This is a genomic window from Paenibacillus nanensis (assembly GCF_003583765.1).
Taxonomy (GTDB): domain Bacteria; phylum Bacillota; class Bacilli; order Paenibacillales; family Paenibacillaceae; genus Pristimantibacillus; species Pristimantibacillus nanensis.
Genome location: NZ_QXQA01000002.1, coordinates 135,617 through 154,272, shown reverse-complemented (window position 1 = coordinate 154,272; position 18,656 = coordinate 135,617). Strand labels below are relative to the sequence as shown.

General features: G+C 54.4%; 14 protein-coding genes. 13 read left to right on the top strand and 1 reads right to left on the bottom strand.

The features are described 5' to 3' along the window. The first annotated feature begins 416 nt into the window (after window positions 1-416). Together ileS and D3P08_RS03950 are read left to right on the top strand one after the other, a co-directional pair. The gene (ileS, locus tag D3P08_RS03955) at window positions 417-3,509 is read left to right on the top strand and encodes an isoleucine--tRNA ligase (RefSeq protein WP_119598150.1); all 3,093 of its coding nucleotides are present in this window, start codon (window positions 417-419) and stop codon (window positions 3,507-3,509) included. Between the two features lie 149 nt (window positions 3,510-3,658). After that, window positions 3,659-3,922 carry a DUF5665 domain-containing protein gene (locus D3P08_RS03950; RefSeq protein ID WP_420819012.1) on the top strand — a complete coding sequence of 88 codons (264 nt, stop codon included), beginning with the start codon at window positions 3,659-3,661 and terminating at the stop codon, window positions 3,920-3,922. On the opposite strand, the gene D3P08_RS03945 is transcribed toward D3P08_RS03950, so the two are convergent. Next, on the bottom strand, window positions 3,919-4,656 hold the full coding sequence (locus tag D3P08_RS03945; protein WP_119598148.1) for a TraR/DksA C4-type zinc finger protein: 738 nt from the start codon (window positions 4,654-4,656) through the stop codon (window positions 3,919-3,921). The two genes, D3P08_RS03950 and D3P08_RS03945, sit on opposite strands and share 4 nt — an antisense overlap. Before the next feature lie 190 nt (window positions 4,657-4,846). Here D3P08_RS03945 and lspA point away from each other — a divergent pair, with 190 nt between their 5' ends. The 11 genes from lspA to D3P08_RS03890 all read left to right on the top strand — a co-directional run bounded on the left by lspA (window position 4,847) and on the right by D3P08_RS03890 (window position 18,606). Continuing rightward, a complete protein-coding gene (gene lspA / locus D3P08_RS03940) occupies window positions 4,847-5,386 on the top strand; it encodes a signal peptidase II (protein ID WP_119598147.1) in 540 nt (179 codons plus the stop codon). Beyond that, the gene (locus D3P08_RS03935) at window positions 5,361-6,320 is read left to right on the top strand and encodes an RluA family pseudouridine synthase (RefSeq protein ID WP_240647285.1); all 960 of its coding nucleotides are present in this window, start codon (window positions 5,361-5,363) and stop codon (window positions 6,318-6,320) included. The genes lspA and D3P08_RS03935 overlap by 26 nt, the downstream gene beginning before the upstream one ends. A 133-nt stretch (window positions 6,321-6,453) precedes the next feature. Continuing rightward, on the top strand, window positions 6,454-7,689 hold the full coding sequence (locus D3P08_RS03930; RefSeq protein ID WP_119598145.1) for an LL-diaminopimelate aminotransferase: 1,236 nt from the start codon (window positions 6,454-6,456) through the stop codon (window positions 7,687-7,689). A gap of 364 nt (window positions 7,690-8,053) precedes the next feature. Beyond that, window positions 8,054-8,620, top strand: a complete 567-nt coding sequence (gene pyrR / locus D3P08_RS03925) for a bifunctional pyr operon transcriptional regulator/uracil phosphoribosyltransferase PyrR (RefSeq protein ID WP_119598144.1) — start codon at window positions 8,054-8,056, stop codon at window positions 8,618-8,620. A gap of 6 nt (window positions 8,621-8,626) precedes the next feature. Next, the gene (locus D3P08_RS03920) at window positions 8,627-9,526 is read left to right on the top strand and encodes an aspartate carbamoyltransferase catalytic subunit (protein ID WP_119598143.1); all 900 of its coding nucleotides are present in this window, start codon (window positions 8,627-8,629) and stop codon (window positions 9,524-9,526) included. A gap of 35 nt (window positions 9,527-9,561) precedes the next feature. After that, on the top strand, window positions 9,562-10,848 hold the full coding sequence (locus D3P08_RS03915) for a dihydroorotase (RefSeq protein WP_119598142.1): 1,287 nt from the start codon (window positions 9,562-9,564) through the stop codon (window positions 10,846-10,848). A 45-nt stretch (window positions 10,849-10,893) separates the two neighbouring features. Continuing rightward, a complete protein-coding gene (locus tag D3P08_RS03910) occupies window positions 10,894-12,039 on the top strand; it encodes a carbamoyl phosphate synthase small subunit (RefSeq protein ID WP_119598141.1) in 1,146 nt (381 codons plus the stop codon). Beyond that, window positions 12,026-15,244: a carbamoyl-phosphate synthase large subunit gene (gene carB / locus D3P08_RS03905; protein WP_119598140.1), complete on the top strand. Its 3,219-nt coding sequence runs from the start codon at window positions 12,026-12,028 to the stop codon at window positions 15,242-15,244. The genes D3P08_RS03910 and carB overlap by 14 nt, the downstream gene beginning before the upstream one ends. Window positions 15,245-15,317: 73 nt before the next feature. Further along, window positions 15,318-16,052 carry an orotidine-5'-phosphate decarboxylase gene (gene pyrF, locus D3P08_RS03900; protein ID WP_119598139.1) on the top strand — a complete coding sequence of 245 codons (735 nt, stop codon included), beginning with the start codon at window positions 15,318-15,320 and terminating at the stop codon, window positions 16,050-16,052. Continuing rightward, complete coding sequence (gene pyrE, locus D3P08_RS03895) at window positions 16,045-16,692, top strand: orotate phosphoribosyltransferase (protein ID WP_119598138.1); 648 nt, start codon at window positions 16,045-16,047, stop codon at window positions 16,690-16,692. Before pyrF ends, pyrE begins: the two co-directional genes overlap by 8 nt. 186 nt (window positions 16,693-16,878) lie before the next feature. Then, on the top strand, window positions 16,879-18,606 hold the full coding sequence (locus tag D3P08_RS03890) for a methyl-accepting chemotaxis protein (protein WP_119598137.1): 1,728 nt from the start codon (window positions 16,879-16,881) through the stop codon (window positions 18,604-18,606). Window positions 18,607-18,656: the final 50 nt, after the last annotated feature.

Sequence of the window (18,656 nt, the reverse complement as noted above, 5' to 3'; positions counted from 1 at the left end):
GCTTACCTGTTTGACAAGGGCGATCCAATTGAGCTATAACTATTTTAAGCATATAAAGTAACTTCGATGACGAGAACGAGTACGTCTTGCGTTCATTCTCCAGAGAGCCCGGCGATTGCTGAAAGCCAGGCGCTTGAACCATTACGGAATATCCTCTCCGAGAAGAGACGCCTAACCCGCATTAATGCGGCATTAAGCGCCGACGAATGTCCCCCGTTACAGGGACAGCGAATCGATCGAGATTCGCTGGCTAAGGTGCCGCCGGCGGCATCGTCTTCCGTATAGACGATGATCCTGAAACAGACCATTCCTTCATTGGCATGGTACGGCGGAACAAGGGTGGTATCGCGAGTTAACCTCGTCCCTTTTTAGGGGCGGGGTTTTATTTTTTGAAGAAGAGAAGGGAGTTTGGAAACATGCAGCGCGTTGACGTCAAGGAACGTGCCAGAACCCGCGAGCTGCGGGTGCTTGCGCAATGGAAAGAACAAGATACATTTAAACAGTCGATTTTGAACCGGGAAGGCAAACCGAATTTCGTGTTTTATGAAGGACCTCCTACGGCGAACGGCGCGCCTCATATCGGGCACGTGCTCGGCCGCGTCATTAAGGACTTTATTTGCCGATATAAAACGATGGCTGGATACCGGGTCGTCCGCAAAGCGGGCTGGGATACGCATGGCTTGCCGGTCGAGCTCGGCGTGGAGAAGCAGCTCGGCATTTCGGGCAAACAAGAGATCGAAAATTACGGCGTCGAGGCGTTCGTGAAAAAATGTAAGGACAGCGTCTTCGAATATGAAAAGCAATGGCGCGAGCTGACGGAAGCGATCGCTTATTGGACGGATCTCGATAATCCGTACATTACGCTTAAAAATGAGTACATCGAAAGCGTATGGCATATTTTATCCACGATTCATAAGAAGGGCCTGCTGTACCGCGGACATCGGGTCAGTCCGTATTGTCCTTGCTGCCAAACGACGCTCAGCTCGCATGAGGTGGCGCAAGGCTATGAAGACGTGAAGGACCTAAGCGCGACGGTTAAGTTCAAGCTGAAGGATTCCGGCGACTATGTGCTGGCTTGGACGACAACGCCTTGGACGCTTCCCGCGAACGTGGCGCTGGCGGTCGGTCCGGAGCTTACGTACGTTAGAGCGGCGAAGGACGGGGATGTATACATTGTCGCCGAATCGCTTGCGGAAAGCGTACTGAAGGAAAACTACGAAGTGCTTTCGACGCTGAAAGGCTCCGAGCTGGCCGGCCTCGCTTATGAGCCGCCGTTCCGCTACGTGCCTGTTGAGAAAGGCCACTTTGTCATTACAGGCGATTTCGTCAGCGACACGAGCGGTACCGGTATCGTTCATATCGCGCCTGCGCACGGGGAAGACGACTATAAGGTTGCCCGTCAAAACGGCATCAGCATGCTTAGCGTTGTGAACAATGCGGGCCGTTACGTGGAGGAAGTGACGGATCTGGCTGGCCGATTCGTGAAGGATTGCGACGTCGATATCGTCAAAATGCTGAGCGAAAAAGGACTGCTGTATTCCAAGGAGCGCTACGAGCACAGCTATCCGTTCTGCTGGCGCTGCAAATCGCCGCTGCTCTACTACGCAACGGAAAGCTGGTTTATTGAGACGACGGCGGTTAAGGATCAATTAATCGCAAACAATAACGGCGTCGATTGGTACCCGGGCCATATCCGCGAAGGACGCTTCGGCAAATTCCTCGAGGATTTGGTCGACTGGAATATTAGCCGGAACCGGTACTGGGGAACGCCGCTGAACGTATGGGTGTGCGAGGCGACCGGCAAGGAATACGCGCCGGACAGCATTGCGGACCTGAGAGCGCGCGCGGTAGGCGATGTGCCGGAGGATATCGAGCTTCATAAGCCGTATGTGGACGACATTTTGCTGAAGTCGCCGTATGCGGAAGGCGCCGTGATGCGGCGTACGCCGGAAGTCATCGACGTCTGGTTCGACAGCGGCTCGATGCCTTTCGCTCAGCAGCATTATCCGTTCGGAGACGCCAAAAACTTCGAGGAGCAATACCCTGCGGATATTATTTGCGAAGGGATCGACCAAACGCGCGGCTGGTTCTTCAGCTTGCTGGCGGTGTCGACGCTGTATAACGGCAAGGCGCCGTACAAAGCGGTCATTTCGACGGGACATATTTTGGATGAGAACGGACAAAAAATGTCGAAGTCGAAAGGCAACGTCATCGACCCGTGGGAGATCATTAACGAATACGGCACCGACGCTTTCCGCTGGGCATTGCTTGCCGACAGCGCGCCTTGGAACAGCAAGCGCTTCTCGCGCGGCATCGTAGGCGAAGCGAAATCGAAGGTGATCGACACGATCGTGAATACGCATGCCTTCTATGCGCTGTACGCCTCCATCGACGGATTTAATCCGGCCGAGCATGAAGAGAAACAATCAAACAACAAGCTGGACCGGTGGATCGTCTCCCGTCTGAATACGCTCATTCAAACGGTGACAAAAGGTCTGGAGGTAAACGACTTCCTGAATCCGGCTAAATCAATCGAAGTGTTCGTCGACGAGCTCAGCAATTGGTACATCCGCCGCTCACGCGACCGGTTCTGGGGCAGCGGCTTGACGGAGGATAAAGTTGCCGCTTACCAAACGCTACGTAACGTTCTGCTTACGTTGTCGCGCCTGATCGCGCCATATACGCCGCTGCTTGCAGATGACGTGTACGGAAACCTGGGCGGCGGCGGAAGCGTCCATCTCGCGGACTTCCCGCAGGCGGACGAATCGCTGATCGATGCCGCGCTTGAGCAAGATATGGAAAGCACAAAGGGCATTGTCGAGCTCGCCCGCAACGTGCGCAACGAAACGTCGATCAAGACGCGCCAGCCATTGTCCGAGCTGATCGTATCGCTTGACCGGGACTTCCCGATCGCGGAGTATGAAGCGATTATTAAAGACGAAATTAACGTCAAGTCGATTGTCGTTCAGCATTCCGACAGCGGCTTCGTCGATTTCAACTTGAAGCTGAACCTCAAGGTTGCCGGCAAGAAGTACGGCAAAAACGTCGGTCCGATTCAAGGCGCCTTGAAGGCCTTGTCGGCAGACGAAGCGCGCGAGGTTGTGACAAGCGGAAGCTTCAGCTTCACCGGCGCTGAGGGCGAGCAGCTGACAATCGCTCTGGATGAGCTTCTGGTCGAGAAGCAAGCGAAATCCGGCTTCGCATCCGCATCCGGCGGCGGGATGACCGTAGCGCTTAATACGGAAATTACGCCTGAGCTGGAGCAAGAGGGCTGGGTTCGCGAAGTGATTCGCGCCGTTCAGGATACGCGCAAGAAGCTCGACCTGCCGATCGAGAAACGGATCGACCTTGCGCTGGATGTTGACGCAGAACTGAAAGCGGCGATTGAACGATTCACGGATGTGCTGCATGACAATGTACTGCTGCAATCGCTCGCGTTCGAATCTGCCCCGGACATGGAAAGAGTGAAGCTGGGCGATAAAGAAGTTGGCATTTTCATCAAGGGTTAGGGTTATAGTAAAGAGATGAAGGATGAAGCCCGCTTGCCCGCCATGCTGGCGGAGCGGGCTTTATCCGTTCCCTAACGGAGGTGGCGATCATGTCGGAGGAGAAGGACTTGAACGCGCTGCAGAAGTCGCTTGCGGCACTCGATAAGCGGATGCAGCATATCGCGTCGGAGATGGAGCGGACCCATATCGCTGAATATGTGGATTTGCTCAACCGGCCCATTTCTCTCATATGGCGAAATTTGCTGGCCGGGGCAGCAAGAGGGGTAGGCATTGCGATCGGGTTTACTTTTTTTGCGGCTACCATTCTGTACGTGCTCCGAATACTCGGCGCGCTTAACCTGCCGATCATCGGCGATTATATTGCGGATATCGTCCGCATCGTACAAATTCAGCTGGAAGGAAAAACGTACTAGCTTAAATCGTCCAGCTCGTCGCTAAATTCCAAAAAGTGTTCGCCTTCATTGCTATGCATGTAACGTTCATACTCCCGGTTTCGGACGATGGAGACATGGCGGCCCGTAATATCGGTGGCGAGGAAGCTTTCGATGGGCTCCACATAACCGACATTCTCGTCGTATTCGATTTCGAGTTGTTTATAATCGGTTACGTCCCGGTTCTCGGATAAAGCCGGCGAATCGGCGTTTCCGTAGGATTCCACGATCTGCCAAGCATCCTCGCCGTCGAAGCCGTTGTACCCGTCCTCATGGTCGTCCATGCTCGTTCGGCCAAACGGCGGACGAAGGAAATCTTCTTCGGCAGGACGGCGGTCGGATACGATGTCCCTAGGCGAATGGTCGACGCAATACAGCGTGTCGGGCACCGCGTTCAGCCGCTCGAAAGGAATCGCTTCGCCGCACACCGCGCATTTGCCGTAAGTGCCTTCTTCTATGGCTTCAAGAGCGGCATCGATGCGCTCAAGCTGGAACTCCGCCTTTTCGAGAAGGGCAAGATCCTTGCCGCGCTCGTACATTTCCGTGGCTAGATCTCCGGGGTGATTGTCGATCGGCGACAGCTCGCCGGTCTCATCCCGCATGGAATCTTCTCTGCCGAAATGTTCGTTTTGTTGCAGTCTGGACTCGATATCGCGCTGCTCGTCCTGCAGCCTTGTACGGAGCTTCGCGAGCTGTGCGCTTGTTAAGTAAGACATGAAGTAGCACCGTCCTTTGCAGCGTTAGCTTTAGCATGATTGCTTCATTAGCTTTTGCCGAATAAGCTGATTTCAGTATGGACATGCATGGAAGTCCGCTTAAGCTCATTGCGTCTTAGGTCTCTCGGGTGGTTTCCGGTTGTCCTCCTGTGCTACACTAAAGCCAGTTCATTTTTTAGGAGTGATCAAAGTGCGTTATTACTACTATTACCTGATCTCCATTATCGTTTTGATTGTCGACTACATAACGAAAAAGCTGATTGCGACAAAGCTGGTGATCGGGGAGGAAATCAGCGTGATCGGCAACTTCTTCCTTATTACGTCCCATCGCAACCGCGGCGCGGCGTTCGGGATTTTGCAGGAGCAAAGAACGTTTTTTATCATTATAACAACGGTGATCGTCGCCGGTCTGGTCTGGTACATTCACATGGTCCGCAAAACCGCTAAGCCTTGGCTTCTGGTTGGACTGACTCTCGTGCTTGGCGGCGCGGTCGGCAATTTTATCGACCGTGCTCGTTTCGGAGAGGTGGTCGACTTTTTCAAATTCAATTTCGGCAGCTATACGTTCCCGATTTTTAATGTCGCGGATTCCGCGATTGTAGTTGGGGTAGCCTTAATTCTAATCGATACGCTCCTTGCCTCGAAGGATGAGAAAAAAATAGCGCAAGCTGACGGCAAGGATTCAAATGAGGAGCAGAATGACAATGAGCAGCAGCAACCTACCGCTTGAAGATCATGCGGAGCTTCTGGAATGGAGAATCGGTTCCGAGGAAGCGGGGGAACGCATTGACAAATATATCGCGGACAATCTGGATATGGACGGCGTGTCCCGAACGCAGGTGCAGGAATGGATCAAGTCGGGCGCTGCCGTCGTTAACGGAAAGCCGGTAAAGACCAATTACAAGCTAAGCGCAGGAGATCTTATCGCGCTCGGCATACCGGAAGCGGAGAACGCCGATATTGAGCCGGAGGATATTCCTCTAGAAATTGTATATGAAGATTCGGACGTTATCGTGATCAATAAGCCTAGAGGGATGGTCGTGCATCCCGCCCCCGGACATTCCTCCGGAACGGTAGTGAACGCCTTGATGTTCCATTGCAAGGATTTGTCCGGCATTAACGGCATGCTTCGTCCCGGCATTGTGCACCGCATCGACAAAGATACGACCGGTCTTCTCATGGCGGCCAAAAACGATTTGGCTCATGTATCGCTTGCAGAACAGCTCAAGGAGCATTCGGTCACGAGAAAATATATCGCGCTTGTGCACGGCAATGTGCCGCATGATCAAGGTACGGTCGATGCGCCGATCGGCCGCGATACGCATGACCGTAAGCTGTTTACGGTAACCGATCATAACAGCAAGCCTGCGGTCACGCATTTTATTGTCCTTGAACGGTTTGGCGATTATACGCTGCTGGAGCTGCAGCTGGAGACGGGAAGAACGCATCAAATCCGCGTCCATATGAAATATATCGGCTATCCGATGGCGGGCGATCCGGTATATGGTCCCAACAGAAGCAACAAGTCCATCGCCTTGAACGGTCAGGCGCTGCATGCGGCCGTACTAGGTTTCACGCATCCGCGAAGCGGCGAGCGGCTGCTGTTCGAAGCGCCTCTGCCGGCCGATATGGAGCATGTGCTGAACAGCCTGCGACTGCGCTGATCCCCTTGAACAATGCAGAAATTAGTGCAAACTTTTGACTACATTCTGCATTATGTTGGTCCTTTAAGTGCGATATTCTAAACGAGACAAAGATGTTTGAACTAAAGGACCAAACGAAAGGTGAGATCGTGACATGACAGCTATTAATCAGAACTATATGGAGCTGCAGGGCAGCTATTTATTTTCCGAAATCGCGAAGCGGCGTACGAAATTTATTCAAGAAAATCCAAATGCGGAAATTATCAGCCTTGGGATCGGCGACGTTACGCGCGGACTTCCTGATGCGGTGCTTAACGCGATGCACAGCGCGGTGGACGAGCTGGCGCAGCCGGTGACATTCCGCGGTTACGGTCCGGAGCAAGGCTATGATTTCCTGATCCAAGCGATAATCGAGAACGACTATAAAGCGCTCGGCATCGACATTGCGGCGAATGAAGTATTCGTGAGCGACGGCTCGAAATGCGACGTCGGCAACATTCAAGAAATTTTCAGCCAAGACGCGATTGTTGCGGTACAGGATCCGGTATACCCCGTATACGTCGATACGAACGTGATGGCCGGCCGCTCCGGCAAGTACAACCAGGAGACGAAGCGTTATGACAATATCGTGTACCTGGAGTGCACGGCGGAGAACAACTTTAAGCCAAGCCTTCCAGACCGCAAGGTCGATCTGATCTACCTGTGCTACCCGAATAATCCGACCGGTATGACGCTGACGAAGGAAGAGCTGAAGGTGTGGGTCGATTATGCCCGCGAGAACAGCTGCCTGATCTTGTTCGACTCGGCCTATGAAGCGTTTATTACCGAGAAGGATGTGCCGCACAGCATTTACGAAATCGAAGGCGCAAAAGAAGTGGCGATCGAATTCCGCAGCTTCTCGAAGACAGCGGGCTTCACAGGCGTCCGATGCGCCTACACGGTAGTGCCTCGCGAGCTGAAAGGCACAGACGCTGACGGGAATACCGTACTGATCAATGATCTGTGGAACCGCCGTCACACGACGAAGTTTAACGGCGTTTCCTATGTCACGCAGCGCGGCGCGGCAGCGATTTATTCCACGGAAGGCAAAGAGCAGATCAAGTCGCTCGTGGAGTACTACATGACGAATGCCGCAATCATCCGCGACGGGCTGGCATCGCTTGGCCTTGAAGTGTTCGGGGGCGTAAATGCGCCGTACATCTGGCTGAAGACGCCGAAAGGGATGGATTCCTGGAGCTTCTTCGATAAGCTGCTGTCTGAGGCGAATATCGTCGGCACGCCGGGCGTTGGCTTCGGACAGAGCGGTCAAGGCTACTTCCGTCTGACGGCGTTCGGCAGCCGCGAGAATACCGAGAAAGCGGTAGAGCGGATCCGTAAGCTAAGCCTGTAACGCCGTCGGGCTAAGCGGCACGGCCAAGCTTGGCCAAACATAAGGCTTCCAATGCAATCCTTGCATCTTAACCTTAGCCTTAGCTAACACTAGCGATAAGAAAATTACTATTGACTTCTTTTCCCCGTCATGGGATAATTCCAATGATACAAAGATGTACCTTTAATTCAGTCCCGTGAGGCTGGCAAGGTAACCGTGAATATAAGTCAATATGTAGAACTGGACAGGTTTACTCTACCTTTCGCTTGCTCGACCAAGGCAAGCAGGTCGGGTGGACCTGCCCTAGTCCTGACTAATCACAAACTCCTTGCGAACTCCGCAAGGAGTTTTTTTGTCGAGAATTGTGCAGAGAGGTGGGGCGGCAATGGCGGAAGAAGAGCATCTGGTCATAATGGATGAAACGGCGATACGCCGCGCATTGACCCGGATCGCGCATGAAATCGTCGAGAAGAACAAAGGCATCGACGATTGCGTGATCGTAGGCATTCGAACGAGAGGGATTTATCTGGCAAACCGCGTAGCGGAACGAATCGGCGAGATTGAAGGCAAGCCGGTTCCGGTAAGTGAGCTGGATATTACGCAGTACCGCGACGACCGGCTGGAGGCAGCGGCCTCCGCGGTTGAGATGTCCGGACCTCTTGGCGAGACGGAAGGAGAGCCGCTGTCGACGAAGGACAAAGTCATTATCCTGTTCGATGACGTGCTGTATACCGGAAGGACGATCCGCGCCGCGATGGACGCGTTGATGGATTGCGGAAGGCCGCGCAGCATTCAGCTTGCGGTGCTGGTGGACCGGGGCCATCGCGAGCTGCCGATTCGACCGGATTTTATCGGAAAAAACGTTCCCACCTCTAAACAGGAACAAATCGAAGTTTCGCTCAGCGAAATCGATGATATCGACCAAGTCACGATCATCCATCAGAGGGGGTAAACTTTTATGACGCTGACACAACTTAAACAACGGAGTTTGCTCGGTCTGAAGGACCTTGGCAAAGAAGAAATCGAATCCATTCTTGAAAGAGCGGCATATTGGGAAAACCACCCTGTCAAAGTGCATTCGGGCCAGCAAGGGAAGTTCGCGGCCAACATGTTTTTCGAGAACAGCACAAGAACGAGATTTTCCTTCGAAGTGGCGGAGAAGAGGCTGGGGGCAGAGGTCATTAACTTCTCGGCTGCCGCTTCCAGCGTCGAGAAGGGCGAATCGATCTACGATACGGTACGGACGCTTGAATCGATGGGAATTGACGTCGGCGTTATCCGGCTGAAGCCTACCGGCCTGCTGGCAGAGCTGTCAAGCAGCATTAAAGTGCCGCTAATTAACGCAGGCGACGGCAACAACGAGCATCCGACACAAGCGCTGCTCGATCTGTACACGATGCGCAAGCAGTTCGGCTCGCTGAGCGGCCTGAACGTGGCGATTGTCGGCGACATTCTGCACAGCAGGGTTGCCCGTTCGAACCTGTGGGCGCTGCGTAAGTTCGGAGCGAACGTAAGCTTCTGCGCGCCGCCTAACATGCAGGCTCCGGAGCTTGACGCGCCGTACATTACGATGGACGAGGCGCTGAAAGCGGATGTTGTCATGATGCTGAGAGTCCAGCTGGAGCGGCATGAGAGCGGGATGCTGAAATCGGCCGAGGCTTACCGCGAGGAATATGGCCTGACGGTAGAAAGAGCGCAGCGCATTGCAAAACATGCGATCATTATGCACCCGGCTCCGGTTAACCGGGACGTCGAAATCGACGGAGAGCTGGTTGAGCATCCGCAGTCCCGTATCTTCCCGCAGATGGAGAACGGCGTACCGGTTCGGATGGCGGTTATCGAACGCGCGTTAAGCTAGCAGTACCGAATAAAATCGGAGGGTGGATATACAACATGTCATTGTGGATCTTGAACGGGAGCCTGTGGAATGAGGAAGCGGGCAAGCTCGAAACAAAACATATTCGCGTCAGCGAAGGACGGATCGCCGAAATCGTAGAAGGCAGCGAAAGCGTCGATACAGGCAGCGCGGAGGTTGTAGACGCCAAAGGAAACCTCGTTTCTGCCGGCTTTATCGACATGCACGTCCATTTGCGGGATCCAGGGTTCGAACATAAAGAAGACATCGCAACGGGCACGCGCTCGGCGGCCAAGGGCGGATTTACTACGATTGCTTGTATGCCGAATACGCGTCCGGTAATCGATAAGCCGGAAACGGTCAAATACGTGCTCGATAAAACGGAGCGCGAGGGCATTGTAAAGGTGCTTCCGTATGCGGCGATCACGAAAAACGAGCTCGGAAGAGAGCTGACGGATTTTGCGGCGCTGAAGGAAGCCGGCGCGATCGGGTTTACGGATGACGGCGTCGGCGTGCAGAACGCGCAAATGATGAAAAACGCGATGGCGCTTGCGAAATCGCTGGATATGCCGGTTATCGCGCACTGCGAGGACGACACGCTTGTGGAAGGCGCATGGGCGACGGAGGGAGCATTCTCCCGCAAGCATGGCATCAAAGGCATCCCGAATGAATCCGAGGCGATTCACGTCGGTCGCGATGTGCTGCTGGCTGAGGCGACAGGGGTACACTACCATGTCTGCCACGTGAGCACGGAGCAGTCGGTGAGACTGATCCGATTGGCGAAATCGATCGGCGTATCCGTAACCGCCGAGGTGTGCCCGCATCATCTGCTGCTATCGGACGAGGATATTCCAGGTCTGGATGACGCGAACTGGAAGATGAACCCTCCGCTTCGAACGCCGCGCGATGTGCAAGCGGTCATCGAAGGGCTTGAGGACGGCACGCTGGATATGATCGTGACGGACCATGCCCCGCACAGCGCCGAGGAGAAAGCACGCGGCGTTGATCTTGCTCCGTTCGGCATCGTCGGCTTCGAGACGGCGTTCCCGCTGCTTTATACGAAGTTTGTCGCAACGGGCAGATGGACGCTCGGCTTCCTGCTTCAGCGTATGACGAAGGATCCGGCCCGCGTGTTCCGGCTTGACACAGGACGGCTCGAGCAAGGCGCTCCTGCCGATTTGACCATCGTCGATTTGGAAACGGAACGCGCGGTTGACCCGGCGACCTTCCTGTCGAAGAGCAGCAACACCCCGTTCGGCGGCTGGAAGCTAAAAGGATGGCCGGTAACGACGATCGTAAATGGCAAAATTGTATGGGCGGAATAAACTAAAAAGGCTTTCATTATAAGAAGACCCAGAGGAGTGATACGGATGCAAGCAAGACTGCTTTTGGAAGACGGAACGTTATTCACCGGCTTGTCCTTCGGCGCGGAAGCGCAGATGATGGGCGAGGTTGTTTTTAATACAGGGATTACAGGATATCAAGAGGTTTTATCGGATCCATCATACTGCGGTCAAATCGTGACGATGACTTATCCGCTGATCGGCAACTACGGCATTACGCGCGACGACTTCGAAGCGATTCGTCCTCACATTCACGGCTTCGTCGTTCGCCGCCACGAGCCGGTGCCAAGCAACTGGCGGGCGCAATATTCCCTTGGCCAGCTGCTGAAGGAATACGGCATTCCGGGCATCAGCGACATCGATACTCGCATGCTGACTCGCAAGCTCCGCCACTACGGCACCATGAAAGGCTTAATTACAACAGGCAACGAGCGTATCGAGGAGCTGGCCGAACGTCTGAACAGCACTTCGCTGATGACCGATCAAGTGGCGCGTACCTCGACAAAGCATGTGTTCTCGAGCCCGGGCAATCGCGAGCGCATCGTGCTCGTTGACTTCGGCGCAAAAAGCGGCATCCTGCGCGAGCTGACGCAGCGCGGCTGCGACGTCGTTGTTGTGCCTCACGACACAACAGCCGATGAAATCAGACGTCTGGCGCCGGACGGCATTCAATTGTCTAACGGTCCTGGGGATCCGAAGGATGTGCCGCACGCAGTGAAGATGATTTCGGAGCTGCTCGGCGAATACCCGATTTTCGGCATCTGCCTCGGGCACCAGCTGTTCGCGCTCGCATGCGGCGCGGATACGACGAAGCTGAAATTCGGCCATCGCGGCGGCAACCACCCGGTGAAAGAGCTGGCGACCAACCGCTGTTACATTACATCGCAGAACCATGGCTATACCGTTTTGGAATCTTCCATCGCCGGTACTCCGCTTACGGTTACGCATATCAACAATAACGACAAGACGATTGAAGGTCTGAAGCATAACACATATCCGGCTTTCTCTGTGCAGTACCATCCGGAGGCGGCTCCAGGGCCGTTCGATTCCAGCTATCTCTTTGATGAATTCCTGGAAATGATCCGTACGCACAAGAAGAATAACCCGCAAAAACCTCGTCAGGCTGTGTTGTCGGAGACGTTGAAAGGAGAGCTTCAATATGCCCAAAAATAAGGAACTCAAAAAAATTCTCGTTATCGGATCCGGTCCCATCGTCATCGGGCAAGCGGCGGAGTTCGACTATGCCGGCACGCAAGCTTGCCAAGCGCTGAAGGAAGAAGGCTACGAGGTTGTACTGATTAACAGCAACCCTGCAACGATCATGACCGACACGAATATGGCGGACAAAGTATACATCGAGCCGATTACGCTTGATTTCGTCTCCCAAATTATCCGTCAAGAGCGTCCGGACGGCTTGCTGCCGACGCTGGGCGGACAAACGGGTCTGAACATGGCCGTTGAGCTCGCCCGCGCAGGCGTGCTGGAACGCGAAAACGTGAAGCTGCTGGGTACGCAGCTCACATCCATTGAGAAAGCGGAAGACCGCGACTTGTTCCGCGAGCTGATGCGCGAGCTGGAGCAGCCGGTTCCGGAAAGTGAAATCGTAACAACGGTTGAAGACGCGGTAGAATTTGCAAACCGCATCGGCTATCCGATCATCGTTCGCCCTGCGTACACGCTCGGCGGAACAGGCGGCGGCATCTGCGCAAACGAAGAAGAGCTGCGCGAAACCGTCGCGTCCGGCATCCGCTACAGCCCGATCGACCAATGCCTCATCGAAAAATCGATTGCCGGCATGAAGGAAGTCGAATATGAAGTGATGCGCGACGCGAACGACAACTGCATCGTCGTTTGTAATATGGAGAACTTTGACCCGGTTGGCGTTCACACCGGCGACAGTATCGTAGTCGCGCCTTCCCAGACGCTGTCCGACCGCGAATATCAAATGCTTCGCTCCGCGTCGCTGAAAATTATTAGAGCGCTGAACATTGAAGGCGGCTGTAACGTGCAGTTCGCGCTCGATCCGCACAGCTATCAATATTACGTCATCGAAGTTAACCCGCGCGTAAGCCGTTCTTCCGCTCTTGCTTCCAAGGCGACGGGATACCCGATCGCGAAGATGGCAGCCAAAATCGCGGTTGGTTATACGCTGGATGAGCTGGTTAACCCGGTAACAGGGCAAACCTATGCATGCTTCGAGCCTACGCTCGACTATATCGTATCTAAAATTCCTCGCTGGCCGTTCGACAAGTTTGTTGACGCGAACCGCAAGCTCGGCACGCAAATGAAAGCGACCGGCGAAGTGATGGCTATCGGCCGCACATTCGAGGAATCGATCCATAAAGCGGTACGCTCGCTTGAAATCGGCGTACACCGTCTTCATCTGAAAGAGGCGTCCTCTCTGGACGAGTCCGTGCTGCGCACGCGTCTGGCGAAGCCGGACGACGAGCGGATGTTCCTTGTTGCGGAAGCGTTCCGCCGCGGCTTCTCCTTGCAGGAGCTGCAGGATATCACGAAGATCGACTGGTGGTTCCTGGACAAAATCCAATCCATCGTCGCATTCGAAGACCGCTTGCGCAAGGAAGCGACGCTATCGGTTCAAACGCTGTACGAAGCGAAGCGCAAAGGCTTCTCCGACCGTTCCATTGCTGAAATCCGCAAGGAAGGCTTCCCGAACGGCAGTCATACGACAGAGGCGGAGGTTCGCGCTTTCCGTCTGCAAAACAACCTGAAGCCGGTTTACAAAATGGTTGACACTTGCGCTGCGGAATTCGAAGCTTCGACTCCTTATTACTACTCGACTTATGAGGTTGAAAATGAAGTAACGGAAACATCCAAGCAGAAGGTGCTTGTGCTTGGGTCGGGCCCAATCCGCATCGGTCAAGGCATCGAGTTCGACTACTCTACCGTTCACGCGGTATGGGCGATCCAGAACGCCGGCTATGAAGCGGTTATTATCAATAACAATCCGGAGACCGTGTCGACGGACTTCAGCACATCCGACCGCCTATACTTCGAGCCGCTCTTCTTCGAGGACGTCATGAACGTTATCGAGCAAGAGAATCCGATCGGCGTTATCGTGCAATTCGGCGGACAAACGGCGATCAACCTGGCTGCGCCGCTTGCTAAAGCAGGCGTTCGCATCCTAGGTTCCAGCCTGGAGAGCATCGACGCCGCGGAAGACCGCAAGAAGTTCGAAGCGCTGCTTCGCAAGCTGGATATCGCGCAGCCGCAAGGCAGCACGGTCACATCGGTTGACGAAGCGGTTGTAACGGCGCAAAAGCTGGGTTATCCGGTACTGGTTCGCCCATCCTACGTCCTCGGCGGACGCGCGATGGAAATCGTCTACTCCGATGAAGAGCTTCTCAGCTACATGGAAGTGGCGGTGAAGATCAATCCGGAGCATCCGGTTCTGATCGACCGTTACATGCTGGGCAAAGAAGCGGAGGTTGACGCGATCTGCGACGGCGAGACCGTGCTCATCCCTGGCATTATGGAGCATGTAGAGCGCGCGGGCGTTCACTCCGGCGACTCGATCGCGGTATATCCGCCGCAATCGCTGTCCGACGATATCAAAAACCAAATCGTCGAAATTACGATTAAAATCGCAAAAGAGCTGAAAGTTATCGGACTTGTTAACATCCAGTTCGTTATCCACCAAGAGCAAGTGTACGTCATCGAAGTGAATCCGCGCTCCTCGCGTACGGTTCCGTTCCTGAGCAAAGTGACGAACCTGCCGATGGCGAACTTGGCGACGAAAGCGATTCTCGGCACCAAGCTGGCTGAGCTCGGCTATTCGGACGGCCTGTGGCCGGAGGACGAGTACGTATCAGTGAAGGTGCCGGTATTCTCCTTCGCCAAGCTGCGCCGCGTTGACCCGACGCTGACGCCTGAAATGAAGTCGACGGGCGAGGTTATGGGCCGCGACGTGCAATACGCGAAGGCGCTGTACAAAGGCTTGATCGGCGCCGGCATGAAGATTCCGACATCCGGCTCCATCGTTGCGACAGTTGCGGATAAGGACAAAGAGGAAGCGACGGAGCTGCTTCGCGGCTTCTATAATATCGGCTACAAAATCATCGCGACGGGCGGTACGGCAGATGCGCTGGAAGCGGCTGGTTTGCGCGTAACGCGCGTCAATAAGCTGAGCGAAGGCTCGCCGAATATTCTTGACCTGGTACGCGAAGGCAAAGCGCAATTCGTCGTAAACACGCTGACGAAGGGCAAAACGCCGGAGCGTGACGGCTTCCGGATTCGCCGCGAAGCGGTGGAAAACGGCGTCGTCTGTATGACATCGCTTGATACGGTTAGAGCGCTGCTTCGCATGATGGAGACGATCAACTTCTCCTCGCATGCGATGCCGGTTCTGCAGAAGTAAGACAACGGGAAGCTTCTGAGGCACGAAACTCGTGCTTCAGAAGCTTCAACACTGTATAGAGAAGGGGATGGCTATGAAGCTGACGAGAGAACAAGCAGCGGGTAAAGTGATGGTCGCGCTCGACTATCCCGAAGCCGCCGCCGCCGAAAAACTCCTGGAGGATCTAAAGGGCATTCCCTGCTACATGAAGGTCGGAATGCAGCTGTTCTACGCCGCAGGATCTTCCTTTGTCGCAAGCTTAAAGGAACGCGGCTATTACGTATTCCTCGACGTCAAAATGCATGATATTCCGAACACGGTCAAAGGCGGAGCGAATAGCGTGACAAAGCTCGGCATCGATATGTTCAACGTACATGCCGCCGGCGGCAGCGCGATGATGGAAGCTGCGCTGGAAGGCGTCGACGCGGCAATCTCCGGCGGCAGCAAAAAGCCGGCCGTTATCGCCGTCACGCAATTGACGAGCACAAGCCAAGCCGTGCTGAACGACCAAATCGGCATCGCCGGCACGGTCGAGGAAGCGGTTATTCGGTACGCGGCTCTTGCAAAAAAAGCGGGATTAGACGGCGTCGTTGCATCGCCTTCGGAGGTTGCGGCCATCAAATCGGCTTGCGGACAAGCGTTCCAGACGGTTACGCCGGGCATTCGCCCTCTCGGCGCCGAGCTTAACGATCAGTCGCGCATCATGACGCCAAGCGACGCCGTGCGCCAGGGAACGGATTTTATGGTCATCGGCCGTCCCATCACCGCATCGCCTAACCCGCGCGCCGCGCTGGAATCCATTATTGAGGAGCTGATTTCGGTTGAGTAAATTAACACTAGCGGAACTTCCGCAAGAAATTGCAAAAAGCTTATTGGAAATCGAAGCGGTGGCGCTGCGTCCGAACGAACCGTTTACTTGGACATCCGGTCTTAAATCGCCGATCTACTGCGATAACCGTCTGACGATGGCATACCCCGCCATTCGCGATCTGATCGCAGAAGGTTTTGCGACAATCATCCGCGAGCGTTACCCGGACGCGGAAGTGATCGCGGGAACGTCAACCGCGGGCATTCCGCACGCGGCGTGGGTATCGCAGAAGCTGAATCTGCCGATGGCCTACATTCGCGATAAAGCGAAGGGCCACGGCAAGCAAAACCAAATCGAAGGACGCATCGCGCCCGGTCAGAAGGTCGTCGTCATTGAAGATTTGATTTCGACAGGCGGCAGCTCGCTTAAAGCGGCTCAGGCAGTGCGAGAAGCGGGCGCTGAAGTATGCGCAGTGCTGGCGATCTTCACCTATCAGTTCGAAAACGCGGCTCGTTCATTCGCCGAAGAAGGATTCGAGCTTGAAACGCTGTCGAACTACACAGCCTTAATCGAAACGGCGGTTAAGCTTGGCAAGGTTGCCGAATCGGATGTGGCAGCGCTGCAGTCCTGGCGTCAGGATCCGCAATCATTCGGCCGCTAAGCGGTTGAAAGCCGATATGAGCACAAACGGGGATGACAGCCTGTTTGTGCTTTTTTATTTGGTAAGATTTAATTTTATTATTTGGTAAAAAAGCGCTTTCGTTTTTACATTTGAATGCCGATATAGAAGTGGAAGAAGTTTCTTCATACTTCATTGTGTTACGCACGCGTGAAAGGTGGGTCAACTATGGGATTATCGCTTCGGATCAGGCTATCGTTGTTGGCAGCCGTCCCGTTAATGCTCTATGCGGGAACGGGAATGTATTTGGTCGGGGAGCAAAGAGCCGTATTTAAAGAGATGAAAACGGAATTGGTCGAAAGCTACGTTGAGGTGGAATCGCTGGTATTAAACGCCGACAGGGATTTGTATCAGGCGAAGACAGCGTATCTTCTGCTTGAAAGCGGCGAATTAAGTGCGGAAGCAAGCGCAGCTCGGCAAAAGGAACTGTCGGATAATTACAACCAAGCGATCGAACGAATCGCGTCCGCAAGAGAGATATTAGATACCGCCGGATTATTGGATTACACGAGCGGGGAGAATGGCAAATCGACGACCGAGCTGTTCGATACGTTTCAAAAGGATTTTGGAAATTGGTATAAAGACGCGGTCGAGCTGTCATCGGACGGAAAGCAGGCGATCGTAAACGAAGCATTAGACGGGATGTTCGAATCCGGGCGCGCCGCAATCGATTCCATCAGCCAGAACGCCGGCGACCATTCCGAGCAATTGCTCCATGAAATCGACGAGAAGCTGGACAATACGATGCGGAGTGTCGTGGCAGGCATTGTTGTCGTGTCTGTTATTTTAATTACGCTGGTCGCCTTTATTATCCACCGTATAATGAGGACGATTCGAATGGTTGTCCGGAAGACGCAGCTTGTCGGCGAAGGCGACTTGACCTCGTCTCGGGAAGTCCGCTATTCGAAGGATGAGCTTGGACTCATATCCCGTTCCGTTGACGACATGATCGAAAGCATGCGCAGACTAATCTCCGATATTGCGGGAAGCACGCGCAAGGTTAGCGAATCATCGGAGCATTTAAGCAAAGCGGCCGGTGAGTCAACCGCGGCCTCCGAACGCGTTGCGCTGAATATTCAAGAGGTTGCGGCCAGCTCCGAAGTGCAGGCGCGCGGAGCGGCGGAGACGTCAAGGGCTATCGAAGAAATGGCGGTCGGCATCGGCAGGATCGCTGAGAATACGTCGGAGCTTGCGAATCATTCCCAGGCGACGGCCTCGCAAGCGGATCAAGGTCAAGCCTCGCTCCATCGTCTCGTTGCGCAGATGGAAGAGGTTCGCGGCGTAATCGGCAAGCTGTCCGATACGATCGGCACGCTGGAGAACCGTTCGCAACAGATCGGGGCAATCGTCGAAAATATTACGGCCTTCTCGAACCAGACCAACATTTTGTCGTTAAATGCTTCGATCGAAGCGGCGCGGGCAGGAGAGCATGGGCGGGGATTCGCGGTAGTCGCAGGCGAAATCCGCAAGCTTGCCGCGAGTTCGCTGGAGTCGGCGGAGAGCATCAACGAGCTGGTGTCGCTTACGCAGAGCGATATCGCGGGAGCGTCATCCTTCATGAACAAGACGCTGGTAGAGGTCGAGCGCGGAAGCGAGCAAATTAAGGAAGTTAGCCAAAATCTCGACCTCATTACATCGGCGGTAGGCAGCATGTCGCAGCAGCTTCAAGAGAATTCGGCGATCGCGGAGCAGATGTCCGCAAGCTCGGAGGAAGTGAGCGCCTCGGTCGATCAAAGCGCGGACACGGCAGAGCTGAATTTGGGCAAGGCGGCAAATGTGGCGGCGGCGACGGAAGAGCAGCTTGCTTTTATGGGGAAAATTACGGAAGCATCCAAGCAATTGGATGAAATCGTGCAGCAGCTCAACGGCACAGTCGCCCATTTCAAAGTTGGATAATGGCGGGATAATGAATACGCTCCGGGCAGGGCAGCTTGCTTCGGGCGTAT

Excerpts from the sequence above, each read along its gene's own strand:
- ileS (WP_119598150.1), top strand. The coding sequence starts at position 417 with ATGCAGCGCGTTGACGTCAAGGAACGTGCCAGAACCCGCGAGCTGCGG.
- D3P08_RS03950 (WP_420819012.1), top strand. The coding sequence starts at position 3,659 with ATGCAGCATATCGCGTCGGAGATGGAGCGGACCCATATCGCTGAATAT.
- D3P08_RS03945 (WP_119598148.1), bottom strand. The coding sequence starts at position 4,656 with ATGTCTTACTTAACAAGCGCACAGCTCGCGAAGCTCCGTACAAGGCTG.
- D3P08_RS03935 (WP_240647285.1), top strand. The coding sequence starts at position 5,361 with ATGAGCAGCAGCAACCTACCGCTTGAAGATCATGCGGAGCTTCTGGAA.
- D3P08_RS03930 (WP_119598145.1), top strand. The coding sequence starts at position 6,454 with ATGACAGCTATTAATCAGAACTATATGGAGCTGCAGGGCAGCTATTTA.
- pyrR (WP_119598144.1), top strand. The coding sequence starts at position 8,054 with ATGGCGGAAGAAGAGCATCTGGTCATAATGGATGAAACGGCGATACGC.
- D3P08_RS03920 (WP_119598143.1), top strand. The coding sequence starts at position 8,627 with ATGACGCTGACACAACTTAAACAACGGAGTTTGCTCGGTCTGAAGGAC.
- D3P08_RS03915 (WP_119598142.1), top strand. The coding sequence starts at position 9,562 with ATGTCATTGTGGATCTTGAACGGGAGCCTGTGGAATGAGGAAGCGGGC.
- D3P08_RS03910 (WP_119598141.1), top strand. The coding sequence starts at position 10,894 with ATGCAAGCAAGACTGCTTTTGGAAGACGGAACGTTATTCACCGGCTTG.
- carB (WP_119598140.1), top strand. The coding sequence starts at position 12,026 with ATGCCCAAAAATAAGGAACTCAAAAAAATTCTCGTTATCGGATCCGGT.
- pyrF (WP_119598139.1), top strand. The coding sequence starts at position 15,318 with ATGAAGCTGACGAGAGAACAAGCAGCGGGTAAAGTGATGGTCGCGCTC.
- D3P08_RS03890 (WP_119598137.1), top strand. The coding sequence starts at position 16,879 with ATGGGATTATCGCTTCGGATCAGGCTATCGTTGTTGGCAGCCGTCCCG.